General features: G+C 45.6%; 16 protein-coding genes. All 16 read left to right on the top strand.

The window, feature by feature from the left end; all coding sequences use genetic code 11:
• Window position 1: 1 nt before the first annotated feature.
• Window positions 2-1,702: an ATP-binding domain-containing protein gene (locus tag BN3656_RS14955; protein WP_066549786.1), complete on the top strand. Its 1,701-nt coding sequence runs from the start codon at window positions 2-4 to the stop codon at window positions 1,700-1,702.
• A gap of 16 nt (window positions 1,703-1,718) precedes the next feature.
• Window positions 1,719-2,159 carry a very short patch repair endonuclease gene (locus BN3656_RS14950; RefSeq protein ID WP_066549783.1) on the top strand — a complete coding sequence of 147 codons (441 nt, stop codon included), beginning with the start codon at window positions 1,719-1,721 and terminating at the stop codon, window positions 2,157-2,159.
• Between the two features lie 361 nt (window positions 2,160-2,520).
• Window positions 2,521-3,420, top strand: coding sequence for a helix-turn-helix domain-containing protein (locus BN3656_RS14945; protein ID WP_066549780.1), 900 nt, complete (start codon window positions 2,521-2,523; stop codon window positions 3,418-3,420).
• Window positions 3,421-3,456: 36 nt separating this feature from the next.
• The gene (locus tag BN3656_RS14940; RefSeq protein ID WP_066549778.1) at window positions 3,457-3,861 is read left to right on the top strand and encodes a hypothetical protein; all 405 of its coding nucleotides are present in this window, start codon (window positions 3,457-3,459) and stop codon (window positions 3,859-3,861) included.
• A gap of 12 nt (window positions 3,862-3,873) precedes the next feature.
• Complete coding sequence (locus BN3656_RS14935; protein WP_066549773.1) at window positions 3,874-4,095, top strand: hypothetical protein; 222 nt, start codon at window positions 3,874-3,876, stop codon at window positions 4,093-4,095.
• A gap of 76 nt (window positions 4,096-4,171) precedes the next feature.
• Window positions 4,172-5,212: a nuclease-related domain-containing protein gene (locus tag BN3656_RS14930; protein WP_066549770.1), complete on the top strand. Its 1,041-nt coding sequence runs from the start codon at window positions 4,172-4,174 to the stop codon at window positions 5,210-5,212.
• The gene (locus BN3656_RS16745; protein WP_167544889.1) at window positions 5,209-5,382 is read left to right on the top strand and encodes a hypothetical protein; all 174 of its coding nucleotides are present in this window, start codon (window positions 5,209-5,211) and stop codon (window positions 5,380-5,382) included. Before BN3656_RS14930 ends, BN3656_RS16745 begins: the two co-directional genes overlap by 4 nt.
• Before the next feature lie 23 nt (window positions 5,383-5,405).
• Window positions 5,406-5,639, top strand: a complete 234-nt coding sequence (locus tag BN3656_RS14925; RefSeq protein WP_066549767.1) for a hypothetical protein — start codon at window positions 5,406-5,408, stop codon at window positions 5,637-5,639.
• 14 nt (window positions 5,640-5,653) lie between these two features.
• The gene (locus BN3656_RS14920; protein WP_066549764.1) at window positions 5,654-6,865 is read left to right on the top strand and encodes a leucine-rich repeat domain-containing protein; all 1,212 of its coding nucleotides are present in this window, start codon (window positions 5,654-5,656) and stop codon (window positions 6,863-6,865) included.
• Window positions 6,866-7,875: 1,010 nt separating this feature from the next.
• A complete protein-coding gene (locus BN3656_RS14910) occupies window positions 7,876-8,412 on the top strand; it encodes an RNA 2'-phosphotransferase (protein WP_066549756.1) in 537 nt (178 codons plus the stop codon).
• A gap of 204 nt (window positions 8,413-8,616) precedes the next feature.
• Window positions 8,617-9,756, top strand: coding sequence for a TasA family protein (locus BN3656_RS14905; RefSeq protein ID WP_066549754.1), 1,140 nt, complete (start codon window positions 8,617-8,619; stop codon window positions 9,754-9,756).
• Window positions 9,690-10,505, top strand: a complete 816-nt coding sequence (locus tag BN3656_RS14900; RefSeq protein WP_081422981.1) for a BspA family leucine-rich repeat surface protein — start codon at window positions 9,690-9,692, stop codon at window positions 10,503-10,505. Before BN3656_RS14905 ends, BN3656_RS14900 begins: the two co-directional genes overlap by 67 nt.
• 416 nt (window positions 10,506-10,921) lie before the next feature.
• Window positions 10,922-11,158 carry an immunity 17 family protein gene (locus BN3656_RS14895; RefSeq protein WP_066549750.1) on the top strand — a complete coding sequence of 79 codons (237 nt, stop codon included), beginning with the start codon at window positions 10,922-10,924 and terminating at the stop codon, window positions 11,156-11,158.
• A gap of 13 nt (window positions 11,159-11,171) precedes the next feature.
• Window positions 11,172-11,714, top strand: a complete 543-nt coding sequence (locus tag BN3656_RS14890) for a hypothetical protein (protein WP_066549747.1) — start codon at window positions 11,172-11,174, stop codon at window positions 11,712-11,714.
• Entirely contained in the window at window positions 11,711-12,106 is a 396-nt protein-coding gene (locus BN3656_RS14885) for a hypothetical protein (protein ID WP_066549745.1), read from the top strand. The genes BN3656_RS14890 and BN3656_RS14885 overlap by 4 nt, the downstream gene beginning before the upstream one ends.
• On the top strand, window positions 12,097-12,684 hold the full coding sequence (locus BN3656_RS14880; protein WP_066549742.1) for a hypothetical protein: 588 nt from the start codon (window positions 12,097-12,099) through the stop codon (window positions 12,682-12,684). Before BN3656_RS14885 ends, BN3656_RS14880 begins: the two co-directional genes overlap by 10 nt.
• The last annotated feature ends 8 nt before the right edge of the window (window positions 12,685-12,692 follow it).

The following is a 12,692-nucleotide window of genomic DNA, read 5'->3' as shown; positions in this document are numbered from 1 at the left end:
AATGGCTGTAATGATTCCCGAAAAACCATGTCAGTTTCCGGAGGGAAGTCTTGAGGATATCATGTTTGAAGCACTTAAAAAACTTCCAGATGAATACATGGTTTTTCATTCCTTCAGGATTACAAAGGTAAAAAACGGAACTGTCCATGAAAGTGAGACGGATTTTGTGATTTTTCACAGAGAAAAGGGGATCCTTTGTCTTGAAGCAAAAGCAGGAGCCGTTTCATACCGTGACGGCGAGTGGCGTTACGGTAACGGTGTCCCCATGCATAACGGCGGACCTTTTAATCAGGCTTCGGCGAATAAATGGAAGCTTATGGGTTTGATAGGGAACAGCAGTCTTGGCTGGCTGGTCGGACGGATAAAATTTCTGCACGGAGTGTGGTTCCCTTCACTTTCGTCAGGGGAACTGGATTCCATCTCCATGCCGCCCGAAGCGGACCGTATCATGGTAATCGGCAGGGAGGCACTCGAAGATCCGCTTCCGTACATTGAAACTCTGTTTTCATTGGATGTGCGTGCCGGAGTCGTAACGGTTCTTTCCGAGAACGAGGTCAACAGACTTATCAGAGAAATACTCTGTCCTGAGTTTAATGTATTTCCGCCGGCCGGGTTTGACACGGATCTGAAACATATGGTTTTTCACAGGATGCTGGATGAACAGGCCGGAATTCTCAATTTCCTCACGGAACAGAAAACAGCCGTTATTAACGGTGCTGCCGGTACAGGGAAGACCCTGATTGCGGTGGAAAAGGCACGGCGTCATGCATCAGACGGAAGCAGGGTTCTTTTTCTCTGTTACAATTCGGAACTGAGGAAATATCTGGTTTCCCGCCATGAAAGCAGTTTTATTGATTTTATGACACTGGACGGTTATGTATGCAGTCTGTGCAAAACGGATATTCCAGATTATGAAAAAGCCGCCAGAAAACTGAGGGACTATGTTGCGTTTGGAAATTTCCCTTATGAACATGTCATAGTCGATGAAGGACAGGATTTTGGCAGGGATGCAATTGAGAAAACCGAAATTCTTCAACTGCTGCGTGATGCGGTTATGGAAACGGAAAATTCTCAGTCATCGTTTTATGTGTTTTACGACCGGCTCCAGACAGTTCAGTCTGACCGACTTCCTGAATTGATAGAAAAAGCGGACTGCAGACTGACGCTGTACCGTAACTGTCGAAACACGGAGAATGTAAGCAGGGCATCCATGAGCCTGCTTCCGGATTTAGGCAATAAGCTGTTTCTGCACGGTATTGCAGGCAGGATTCCCAGAATGCATTTTTGCGAGACGCAGGAACTGCAAATCAAAGCTCTTGACGGGATCATTGATGAACTGAAAGAATCGGGAATCGATGATATCGTGATACTGACTCTTGAAACTGAGGCAAGAAGCTTTATGAAGAACGCAACAGTTGACGGCAGATACAGAGGATGCCGATTCACGACATGCAGAAAATTCAAGGGACTTGAAGCGGATGCGGTAATACTGGTGGATTTTACGGACAGGACGGTTTTGTCCGATCGATTACTTTTTTATGTCGGGGCATCAAGGGCAAGGATTCGATTGGAAGTGGTAACGGATATGGATAATGATTCCTGCAGAAACCTTATGGAGAAAATAGTCGGGAAACGGGATTTCAGAAGACCGACACGTGATCTTGCTGCGATTCTTAACTGCATGGCGGTCCGGGAACGTTGATCGGAGGAGGAAAATCATGTCGGATTCTGTAAGCGTGGAACGCAGTGAAAATATGCGTCGCATCTGTTCCAAGGACACTAAAATAGAACTTGCACTTCGAAAAGCACTTTGGAACAAAGGGTACAGGTACAGGAAAAATTATGCGGCACTGCCCGGAAAGCCGGACATTGCCCTGACCAAATATAAAATAGCCGTTTTTTGCGACAGTGAGTTTTTTCACGGTAAAGACTGGGAAATTCTGAGGCCGCAATTGGAAAGAGGAAATAACGGTGAATTCTGGGTTGAAAAAATATCCAGAAACAGGGAACGCGATGATGAAATCAACAAGGCATTACTTTTTCGTGGATGGACGGTTATTCGGTTCTGGGGGAAGGATATATTGAAAAATACGGATGAATGTGTCAGGGTAATTGAAGAAGCAGTGTTTGAAGCTTTTTTGAGTGACGATGATTGCTAATGCGACCAAAATAAAAGAGAGTTTTAGAATCCAGGTATAAAACAGGCAGACATCAAAACATAAAGCATAGAGTAATACCAGAGAACCGTCGAAAAGAAATTTTCGACGGTTTTTCTTTTATAAAAAGTGAGTTCCAGTGACCAGTTCATGGGGCTATTGACTTACTGTTATTTGCAGTATACAGTAGCTCTATTTTATAGCTAGAAAAGTGTTTGGATTTACTTAAACAGAATAGTGGGAATCCTACCATTACATTAAATAGGAAAAATAGGAAAATAAAAATGGGAAATAAATCCTATTTTATATTGACCGTTATGATTTTTTATGATATTATGGACTTATAGATGAGGAGGTGAAACAAATGCAATATCAAGAATTAAGTGATTTAGTAAAAAAAGCCCAAGGAAAAAGAACGGCAAAAAAGTATGCAGAAGAAGCAGGCGTGGATTCTTCAACATTGTATCGCACGCTTAAAGGAATCCATCGTCCCGGAATAGATGTTTTACAGAAATTAGCAAACCATGCGGATCCTAATAGTGGAGTAACTATTGAAATGTTGGTTGCAGCCAGAGGAAAGAATGGAAATGTAACTGGAAAAGTAGCAGCTATGACTGCGATGACAATGCTAACAACAATTGCAACAGGACTTCCAGGTCTACTTATTCCGGGCACTATAAAATTGTTTGATATTTTGGAAAGAGAAAATGAAAACTCCAAAAACGAACAATCGGAGAAGGAAGAGACGAGTAAACACGAAGTATCAAACAGTATTTCAACGGAACGCATTCATGCATTACAGAAGAAAAATCAGCAGTTTTCAGCAATTGCCTCTGGCGTTGTTTACAGCCAGCTGGCACAAAAAGGCATTCGTTTCCGCCCCGGTAATAAGGAAAGTCTGGATTACCGTCTCAACGAAGAGGATTCCGTGATTTTTGTGGAAGAGGAGGGAATAGAAGAATGGGTGTTTTCCATCGTCTGCATGTCTGACGAGGACAAGGAATTTAATGGATTCATCAAGAAAACGGCTCCGAATACATTCATAAGATTTTTCTTCCTGCCGGAAAACAAAAAAAGGAAGATTTCCATTGTCGTAAATGACGAGGAATTGTACAAAGTTTTTGCCGGATTTAAGGGAAGTAACTGCTACAGAGGCAATGTCTCCGTTATTCTTGTGGACGAGAAGCAGGTTCGTGTTGTGAAGGAAGAATATATTGCATACTACGACACGGAAAATCCGGAATCAAATTTGACGGTTGTTTAATGGAAAAGCGACATTCAGAGGAAAGGGGACGGTATAGTGGAAGAATATAACAAGGAAAATTCCAAAACAGAAGAAAAGAAATCCTGGTTTCAGAGAACCGGGGATACGCTCAGGGAACACTGGAAGGAAATTGCAGTCGGAGCAGTAGCTATTGGTGTATTGGTAGGCTGTGTATTGCTACATGAAGAGACGGAGCCTGAGCTTTCAATACCGGAAAAACCTACCGAAAAGCTTCCGGAGATACTGGAAGATCACGGTTCGGCAGAGGCCGTAACGAGAAAATCACCGGTGGAGCATACCGTGGATATGTACCGAAGAAGATTGCCGGATGGTCAGATGGCATCCCAGAAAAAGAAAGACCTTGCGGAACAGTTGAACATTCCACTAGGGGAGAATGAAACACTGGTTTCTTCTTATGCAAGAGGAAAAAGTGCGGCATAGGAGGAAAAACGGATGAAAGAAACACAGGAGATCCGTACAAGTGAGCAGAATCTGTTACTTTGCAAGCTGAAATCGGATAAGGAAGACACGGCAAACCTGGAAATTAAGAACGGGAAACGGGTAGACAGCTTGCCTTTGGAGGAGTTTATTGCTCAGGTAAACAGATTTCTGATAAGCAAAGGAAAAAAAATTATATATCGAAACAGTGTAAACTTGGACGAGCTGGTCTGTTGATAAACAAGAAGAAGCCGGAGTTGATAGTGCAATCGAATTGCCTGTCAGCCCCGGCTTATTTTTTAGGAGGAAAACGATGAACAGGGAAGAAAGAATCGAAGAAATTTTGAGAAGCATGAAAAGTTTTGTAAAGCAGAAATACCGGAAGGATGAGCTCCTACAGGAATGTTTCCTGTTGCAGGAAGAGATGGGCGGTCTGACCTACAGAGAGGAGCATGCCAGGCAGGGAAACCTTAAATTATGGGATGTAAGGTACCATCTGGAACGACTCAACGAAGAGCGTGGGCATGTGGTGGATGCGGAACTGGCCAGGTTCAAAGTCGGATGCAGGACTGTGAGCAACCTGATCAAGGCGGAAGTTTCCGGAAACAGAGGGGAGAGGAAGGCCTTCCATGCGTTGAAGTACATAAAGAGTCCGCATTGCACTTTACATAACTTGGAGCTGGAGTCGAGCGGAATCCGTACGGAAATCGACGCACTAATTCTGACACCGAAGGCAGCCTTCATCGTGGAAGTAAAGAACACCAGACGGGATATTTTCATTGATGAATCGGGAGATTATTACAGGACAGGGGAGTATCTGAACAGAGATTCCAATATCGCAGAAAAGCTGGATCGGAAGGAGCAGGTGTTCCTGGAAGTGCTGCATGCTGCGGGAATTGAGACAGATGACATGGAAGTAATCAGGATTGTCGTCTTCACGGACAATCGAATTTCCGTAAGGAACTGCTACAAAGGAGCAAAGACCTGTTTTCTCAGCCAGTTATCCTATATCATAGACGGTTATGAAGGACAGGAGGTGTTTACAGAGGGCGAACTGGAAGAAATGGCGGACATAATTGACGGAGCTGAAAAAATGGAAGCGTATCCGATAGAAGCAATCGATATGAATCAGTTTAAACGGGATTTTGCGGAAACCATGGCTGCATTGGAGTCGGAAGAGCAGATACAGGAATGTGCGGAAATCAGATTTGTTGAAAAGACGGAGGAGGAAACAGAAGAAAATACGGATTCCCAGAGTCCGATATGGCCAACAGTAACCGTGGTTGTTACTGCACTGGCCGCAGCGGCAGCCTGGTATTTTTCAAAAAACAGAAATGGAGGATTAAAGAGATGAGTGAACTGGTAAAAGTACTGTGCATGACAACGGTTTTGGCCTATGTTTTTCTGGCGGAAGACGGAAAAAGAGATTTGCTGGATGACATTCTGCTGGCAGCGATGGGGATTGCCCTGAAAAGACAGACCATGCCCTGTGTCGTGGAACGGAGAAACGAAAAAATCATGTAAAGTGAATGAGGAGGAAAATTGCGATGGAAAAATACAAGGTTCAGATGGTAAATAAATACACGGAGGAGGTAGTCGAGGATCTGGTAGATGACCAGGTTTTCGACCGTGAGGAAGATGCTCAGGATCATGCTTCCTATTTAAACGGCTGTGCGGCCCAGGGAGCAGAGATACTTAAACTGAGCAATCCGTTCGATTATGAGGAAGATTACGGCGATGGGGAGAATTTTGAGTACATAGCGGTTGAAATAGAAGAATAGGAGGAAGATTGGAAATGAGAAAGATAAAAATGGTATTGTGTTCTGCTTTGGCTGTATCGGTTGTTCTTTCCGGATGCGGAAATACAGGGGATGTGGAGAAAACCGGCGAAAGCGGCATGCAGGCAGTGGAAACGACAGCAGAAGCTACAGAGATTTCAGAAGTCTTGAAGCCGGAAGAAAAGGAAACGGGAGAAAGCGGGAAGGAGGAAGTGGTCCCACAGGTGCAGACCGATCTGAAGCCGTCAGAAGGGTTAATGTTTGAGCGTAAAGAGGACGGAACCTGCGTGCTTACCGGAATCGGGATTTGTACGGACACGGAACTGGTTATTCCTGCTTACAGTCCGGATGGGGAGAGGGTGGCTCTCGTTGAGGAAAATGTTTTTATGAGCCTGGAAGATGTGAACAGCGTGACTTTTCTGAACTTTGAGGGAAAGATTGACAAGCGTGCGTTTCAGTACGGGGAGATGACAGAAGTAAGATTTATTGGAGGGGCGCCAGTTGTGGGAGAAAGCGTATTTTCTTCCTGTGAGGATCTGGTTGCTGTATCGTTTGAGGACTGCTTGATCCAGATAGATGAGCATTCGTTCCTAAGTGCCGGAAAGGACATGGAAGTTTCGTTTTTACGCTGCTCCGGTCTGTTGGATGACCGTGCATTTCAGTATGCGGATCTCACGAAGCTTTCCGTGGCGGGATCGGAACTGGAGATGGGAGAGAGTGTTTTTTCTTCCTGTGAAGACTTGTTAAATATGGATTTTTCGGACAGCAGCATCGTGGCAGGAGAGCATACTTTCATGGGAAGCGGGGACGAAGCAGTCGTTCAGATGACGGGCTGCTCCGTGAAACTGGACGATCGGGCATTCCAGTACGCCTCACTGTCCAGTTTGTCGGTAAAGGACAGTACCCTGGAGACAGGAGAAAGTACCTTTTCCAGTTGCGAGGACCTGGTCATAGTTGTTTTGGACGGGGATTCCATTATTCTGGGAGAGAATACATTTTTGAGTTGTGAGGATCTGGTGGATGTAAAGATCTGTGAGGGAAGGGACGAGAGCGCCGTGGAGATTGACGACAGGGCATTTCAATACTGCGAGAAATTGGAGAGCGCAGTGATAGGCGGAGACGAGGTCAGAATCGGTGAGTATGCTTTTTGGGAATGTGCGGAGAATCTTTCTGTTACCATACAGGGAAAGGAATACAGGGCGGAAAATCTTGAGAAGGGCTATGAATAGAAAAAAGTCTTTTTAAAACAAATGATTTTGGGTAAAAATAGCTTTTTGTCCCAATTTCTGCTATACTATGTTTGAGCGAAGAAGGTCGTGGTCGTTCGGCTCACGGCTGGAGCTCCCACCGAGAGTTCGGCTCACTCTCCCGAATAGGCGCCATGCCGAAAAGCGAGCAGCCATTACAAAGAGCGACAATGCTTCTGATTTCGGTCAGAAGCATTGTTACTATATTCCTTTAAATTTAAAAGGAGACTGCAACACCTTGATGCTGCTCGCCTCCCTTAATGACTGATTTTTCCGTTGTCCGCCAACCGTCACGCCCAAAGTCGTGCATCGCTTTCGGGTTTTTCCGTTGCCCGCCAACCGTCCGGCCCAGCGTCCGACACCAACTTTCGGATTTTACGTGTCAGCCACACGAGCGGAATGATGTCCACTTCCTTATTTCTATTATAGGAAATTTTTAAAAAAAATGCAAGGCGATAATGATTTACAGGCGAAAAAAAACCACGCTGGACAACTCTTGTCATCCAGCGCTTCTTTTTCTAAAAGCGGTTTTATGCTGGCTGTCAGCCGCGACATCCTTCCGAACATCTGTATAGCCGCCGGAAATTTAAGTCCCCGGCGCGGACTCACCGTATCTCCCTGGCGGGGGCGCGATACCCTTCCGAGTATCTGAAAGTGTTGGTACTTACCCTCCCCAACTGGAGCCCAGCTTTTACGTGCCGCTACACGGTACAGTTGTGGTACATATCCATTATATTCGTAATTTTCGAAAAACACAAGGTGGAAATTTGACATTTTTAAGGGTTTTGCGTATACTTAAAGTGTAAAACAGGCAACAGCGTGTGCCTGTTAAGCGTTGAAGTAAGGTGTTGTGCCAGAAAGCAGTGCCTTACGGAGCTTTATAAGGGTTCTGTATTTACCACACACTGGCTAGGAGGAAGCTTCCGAAAAGAAAATGCTGCGAGGCTCTGCAACTGCAGGGCCTTTCTTCATACAGAAAGAGGTGATACCTATTGGCAAATTACAGGGATTTAAGTAAATTCATCAGCTTGATTTTACGGCATAAGCCGGAAGTAATCGGGATCAGCCTGGACGACCATGGCTGGGCCAATGTAGATGAGCTGCTTGCCGGCATCAGGCGAACCAGGCCGATCGACACGGAAATGCTGGAAGAAATCGTCCGCACGGACGAGAAGCAGCGATACACATTTAACGAGGATCATGCCCGTATCAGGGCAAATCAGGGACATTCAATCCAGGTAGATGTGGAACTGGAAGAAAAGGAGCCGCCAGAGTACCTGTTTCATGGTACTGGGCGCAAATATGTGGAGTCCATTGATCAGACAGGGTTGATTCCTAAGAGTCGGCTGTATGTCCATCTGTCCGGAGATCAAGAGACGGCTATAAAAGTCGGAAAGCGTCATGGGGAGCCGATTGTGTATCAGGTGGCAGCCGGAGCGATGGCAAGAGACGGACACAAATTCTGGAGATCAGCAAATGATGTGTGGTTGACGAAGCGTGTGCCACCGGAATACCTGGAAAAGATGTAGTGAGAAAATCGAAAGAAAAGGAAAAGTACAAGAAGGATGTGCGAAAAAATGCAGTCCTTCTTTTTTTTGTATGCTTTTTGGGTAATGTACCTATTGGTTGCCTGGTTTCTTAAAGCACGAATCCCCTGCGTTATAAAAATACTAAAACATGGGAAATCCGTTCCATAATTGAGATGCAAAAAAATATGACAGGAGGATGTCAAAATGAAAAGAAGCAAAAAGTGGAGATGGCTGACCGGAACGACAGCCGCATGTGTTCTGGTTGGAGCATTGGGGATCGGAGGCACGATTGCTTACATGACCGACAACGAGAGTGTAACCAACACCTTTACAGTGGGAAAAATCGATGTGGATCTAACCGAACCCAGTTATCCGGGAAACGACAGTCCGGATGTAAAGGATCTGGTTCCCAATCAGGAAGTCCAGAAAGATCCGAAGGTAACGAATGTCGGGGTAAATGACGCGATTGTGTTTATGAGCGTGGAAGTTCCGGTCAAAGATGTAACTTTGGTAAAAGCAGATGGTACCAAGGGTGCTAAGGAAAAGACCGAATTATTTTGGCTTAAGGATGCTTCCGATACCCAGGGGACTTACGCAAATCATTTTTCCGATCAATGGATGGAGTTAACTTCCAAAGGCGAGAAGGACCTGACAGCCGGCGACACCAACACCTATGTATTTGCCTACAAAACCGCAGTTGCTAAAGATGCGGCAACGGACAGTCTGTTTGACAAGATCCAGCTTAAAAATGTGATCGAAGGCGAGGTAACTGCAGGAGAGGCACAGAATGTTGTGGTAAACACTTATGCGATCCAGGCTTCCGAGGTATTGGAAGGCAATACGGATCTGACGGATGCTCTGTCGGAAGAGAATCTCAGCAAGATATACGATATCTACTTTAACCAGAATCCGGAAAAGGAGCAGGGTGGCGGTTCTGAGGATAAACCGGAAATCAAACAGGGAACAGCGACTCTGATCGAGGGTCCGTCTTTTAATGAGGCTATGAAAACTCTTTCCGGAAATTTAGACAAAATCCAGAGCATCAAAAACGCAGATTCAGTTCCAGAAGATGCAGAGACGCAGATCATTTCGGACTCTGGAAGTGAAAAGGAAGCCGTTATGTATTTTGATGCAGCTACGGGTACGATTTACATCGCGACAGATGCCGAGAAAATCCGTTTGAACAAGGAATCTAACGATATGTTTAGCGATTGTGATTCCTTAACTGATATCAACGCTTTGTCAGGTTGGGATACCGGAAACGTGACAAACATGCTATGTTCGGTAACTGTGTATCCCTGGCCGATCTTAGCACCCTGTCAGGTTGGAATACCGGAAATGTGACGGATATGGGTGATATGTTTAGACAATGTACCTTCCTGGCTGATCTTAACGCTCTGTCAAGTTGGAATACCGGAAATGTGACGAATATGGGTGATATGTTTAGACAATGTACCTTCCTGGCCGATCTTAGCGCTCTGTCGGGCTGGGATACCGGAAGCGTGACGGATATGGGCGGTATGTTCAGTTACTGCACTTCCCTGATTGATCTTAGTTCTCTGTCAAGCTGGGATACTGGAAATGTGACGGGCATGGATGAGATGTTCTTAAGCTGTTGCTCCTTAACCGATCTTAACGCTCTGTCAGGTTGGAATATCGGAACCGTGATGGGCATGACTTATATGTTCTCCGATTGCACTTCCCTGACTGACCTTAGTGCTTTGTCAGGCTGGGATACTGGAAATGTGACGGGCATGGGTGGGATGTTCTTAAACTGTCGCTCCTTAACCGATCTTAACGCTCTGTCAGGTTGGAATACAAGACATGTGATGGAAATGACTAGAATGTTCTCCAATTGCACTTCCCTGACTGACCTTAGTGCTCTGTCAGGTTGGAATACTGGAAATGTGACGGATATGAGTGAGATGTTCTATCAATGTTATGTTCTTCAAGACGCATCAGGTATTAATGACTGGAATATCTCTAATGTAACCGATTTTACCGAAATGTTCCGTAATTGTTCATCTCATCCAGAATTTACTAAACGCCCAGGCACATGGGATAGCGATGGAACTTTTACTCCAAGTATCTAATCATATACACGGGTCTTTAACACATCTTCTCTCTAAAAACACCCTGTAAGCCTTTATGCGGTTTACAAGCCATTTCGAGAGAAAAAAGGTGTCAAAGACCCGTGAAAAAGCAAGAAAAAGTTTCACAATAAAAACAGTTTATGATATAATTAGAAAACCAAAATACACATATAAGAGAGGTTTTGCCCATGGATCAGTCATGGAAACAGCCCCCAATTGTTTATAATAGATATAAAAAGCGAATAGTGTCTGTAGAAGAAGCCATATCTAATCTTGGATGGGGATTTCCTCTTGCGGTCTTTTTATGCCTTGTACCAAGCTGTTGTTATTTATAATGACGGTGTGGAATGAGGCTTTTTTGTTATATCAAAGAAAAGAAGCATGCTTTGAGATGTTTTCATAAAGGGGGGAGCGAAATGGATCATGAGAAGATAATGACTTTTTTACAAGAGCATTGGTACATTGCTTCGATATTTACGGGTGTGATACTTTTGGCTGGAGCAATCCGTAACTGGAACTGGCTCTGCGATCCTACAGGTACGTCGGATGCTTACCGCCATAGCAGGGGATACCGGCGGGCGATATTCTTCTTGCTGAGTGTCCTATTGATTGTGGTGAGTATCTGGGGATTTGTGTTGAAATTGAAGAAATAGGAGGAGGATAGCTATGATGACCGAGAAATATCCCACTTGGCTGGAAAATCATGTGAAAGAATGGGCAGAGAAGCGTCTGACCACTGTGACACTCTGTTCTATCACTGGCAGTGAACTGCTGGAGGTTTGGTATTACGGAGATTTGCTCACGGTGAAGGGAGAACCCCAATCCTATATTGTAGATAGCGATGAGTCCCCCAGACTGGTGGCAGCCCGCGACCCAGAGAGCGGCGAGGAGTTCGTCATCTTTGACGGTGGGCGGCATGGCTACGACAATATGTTTTGCGATGAACATGATCCAGCCGAACTGAAGGATCGTCCCCTCAAGCGGTATGAGATTCCCGCCTCCAAGCTGGTGCTGGAACTGGGGTACAGCGTGGACTACGAGGACGAAAAAGAGGACTTTGAACCGGATGAAGCGGATACTGTGGAGCTGATCAACGGCGAGCGTATGCCCTGGGAACAGGTCAAGCGGGACGGCATTGACTATATCGCCCTTTACTATTTGAACGAGAAAGGAAAACCCGTCCAGATTTTGGACGCGGAATTGGCATGAGTATGGTAATTCAATCCTTTGACAATCTGCACGACAACCGAGTCCTGCGCTACTGCGCTGACTTTGAAGCCCACACCCTACACATGGATACCCAGACTGAGGCCGGAGAGAAAGTATCCGTTCACTTTACCGGCCTGCTGGCCCACTGGTTTGAGAATGTGATCCAGGAAAATATCCTCTTTGGCATGGATGAGATTACCGTGGACGATTTTTTTGAACAGTACAAAGATCTGCTGGGCGGTACCATCTCTTACGGCTTTCCCGCCTGTTGCGGTATCAAGGAACTAAGGAAGCGCATAGAACAGGAGCACATCCGGGTATTTGTCATTGACTCTTCCCTTGGGCTGTGTGGATTTATACTGGCTCAGGAGGTGGAATTGCAATGTCCTTAACTGCTTATAAAATTGAAGCCGTCGGTCATGACCGAACTGGCGAAGACTATGGCTATGTGAATATCATGTACCGCTATGGCGACAAGCGCCCCTGTCCCTGGCCGGATCAGTGCGAGAAAATGGAGGTTATGTGGGCGGATGAGAGCGTCTACGGGCCACCTGCTCCCGGCAGCAAGGTGGGTGACTTTATACAGACATGGTTAATGAGCTCCTGTAACTGTGGGGTGTTTACTCACAGAGAGATTGCCCAGTGGCTGATGGATACTTTCACTGGCCTGAAAATCAAGGAACTGGCGTGGTTTGAGAACCCCAGGGAAAAGACTCTGAAAAACGGCAAACCGCGTGCGCGTCGGGCCAAGTGGCTGCCGGAGCGGGAGGTGGATCTGGTGTATCTCTACTCCGACTACTATATTGATGCAAGAGAACCTGCTTCTGCTCAAACTGATTTCTTCACCGTCACAAGGATGGACTTTTGGGGTGTGAGCACTTGGTTCATGTGTACCCCACAGGCCGCCAAAAAGCTGCTCGCCATGGATTATGACAATCTGGTCGTCAAGGAAACCACCATTGTGGGATAGGAGGAATG

The sequence above is a fragment of the Clostridium sp. AT4 genome, assembly GCF_001517625.2.
GTDB lineage: Bacteria > Bacillota > Clostridia > Lachnospirales > Lachnospiraceae > Enterocloster.
Note: the sequence above shows the minus strand (reverse complement) of the source record. Positions and strands in the feature narration are given on the sequence as shown.

Coding starts and splice junctions, on each gene's coding strand:
- BN3656_RS14890 (WP_066549747.1), top strand. CDS start 11,172: ATGATGACCGAGAAATATCCCACTTGGCTGGAAAATCATGTGAAAGAA.
- BN3656_RS14895 (WP_066549750.1), top strand. CDS start 10,922: ATGGATCATGAGAAGATAATGACTTTTTTACAAGAGCATTGGTACATT.
- BN3656_RS14955 (WP_066549786.1), top strand. CDS start 2: ATGGCTGTAATGATTCCCGAAAAACCATGTCAGTTTCCGGAGGGAAGT.
- BN3656_RS14935 (WP_066549773.1), top strand. CDS start 3,874: ATGAAAGAAACACAGGAGATCCGTACAAGTGAGCAGAATCTGTTACTT.
- BN3656_RS14930 (WP_066549770.1), top strand. CDS start 4,172: ATGAACAGGGAAGAAAGAATCGAAGAAATTTTGAGAAGCATGAAAAGT.
- BN3656_RS14880 (WP_066549742.1), top strand. CDS start 12,097: ATGTCCTTAACTGCTTATAAAATTGAAGCCGTCGGTCATGACCGAACT.
- BN3656_RS14945 (WP_066549780.1), top strand. CDS start 2,521: ATGCAATATCAAGAATTAAGTGATTTAGTAAAAAAAGCCCAAGGAAAA.
- BN3656_RS14950 (WP_066549783.1), top strand. CDS start 1,719: ATGTCGGATTCTGTAAGCGTGGAACGCAGTGAAAATATGCGTCGCATC.
- BN3656_RS14905 (WP_066549754.1), top strand. CDS start 8,617: ATGAAAAGAAGCAAAAAGTGGAGATGGCTGACCGGAACGACAGCCGCA.
- BN3656_RS16745 (WP_167544889.1), top strand. CDS start 5,209: ATGAGTGAACTGGTAAAAGTACTGTGCATGACAACGGTTTTGGCCTAT.
- BN3656_RS14885 (WP_066549745.1), top strand. CDS start 11,711: ATGAGTATGGTAATTCAATCCTTTGACAATCTGCACGACAACCGAGTC.
- BN3656_RS14900 (WP_081422981.1), top strand. CDS start 9,690: ATGTTCGGTAACTGTGTATCCCTGGCCGATCTTAGCACCCTGTCAGGT.
- BN3656_RS14920 (WP_066549764.1), top strand. CDS start 5,654: ATGAGAAAGATAAAAATGGTATTGTGTTCTGCTTTGGCTGTATCGGTT.
- BN3656_RS14925 (WP_066549767.1), top strand. CDS start 5,406: ATGGAAAAATACAAGGTTCAGATGGTAAATAAATACACGGAGGAGGTA.